General features: G+C 70.8%; 1 protein-coding gene. It reads left to right on the top strand.

Annotated features, from left to right (window positions below; all coding sequences use genetic code 11):
- Positions 1–657 (top strand): Ig-like domain-containing protein (locus AAHB17_RS24540; protein WP_342133681.1); only part of this gene is annotated, 657 nt, incomplete at both ends.

Raw genomic sequence — 657 nt, 5'->3', positions numbered from 1 at the left:
GCGCGCTGCTCAGCGGCAACGTGATCGGCAACGACGTGCTGGGCGCGGACGGGGCCGCCGTGGGCGGCCCGGTGACGGCGGTCAACGGCGTGGCGGCCAACGTGGGCGCCCCGGTGGCGGGCAGCTACGGCAGCCTGAGCCTGAACGCCGACGGCAGCTACAGCTACCAGTCCACGCCCAACAGCGTGCCGGCGGGCACGACGGTCACGGACGTGTTCCAGTACACCATCACCGACGGGGACGGCGACACCAGCACGGTGACGCTGACGATCAGCATCCCGGACGGCGCGATCGAGACCCACATCGACACCACGGTGTCGGACCAGACGGTGAATGAGGCCGCCCTGGGCGTGGGCAGCAACCCGACGAGCCCGGACGAAGTGGCCAGCGGCCAGCTGGCGGCCAGCGGCGGCACGGGCCCCTACACCTACACGGGTGGCGGCAGCGGCAGCTACGGCAACCTGGTGGTCAACCCGGACGGCAGCTACACCTACACGCTCACCAGCGCGAGCCCGGACGTGGCCGGGGTGGAAGAGACCGAGACCTTCACCTACACGGTGACGGACAGCCTGGGCAACACGGCCACGCAGACGCTGACGATCACCATCGCCGACGACGTGCCGGTGGCCGTGAACGACACGGCCAGCATCGCCGAAG

Source organism: Hydrogenophaga sp. OTU3427, assembly GCF_038440225.1.
Classification (GTDB): Bacteria; Pseudomonadota; Gammaproteobacteria; order Burkholderiales; family Burkholderiaceae_C; genus Hydrogenophaga.
Note: the sequence above shows the minus strand (reverse complement) of the source record. Positions and strands in the feature narration are given on the sequence as shown.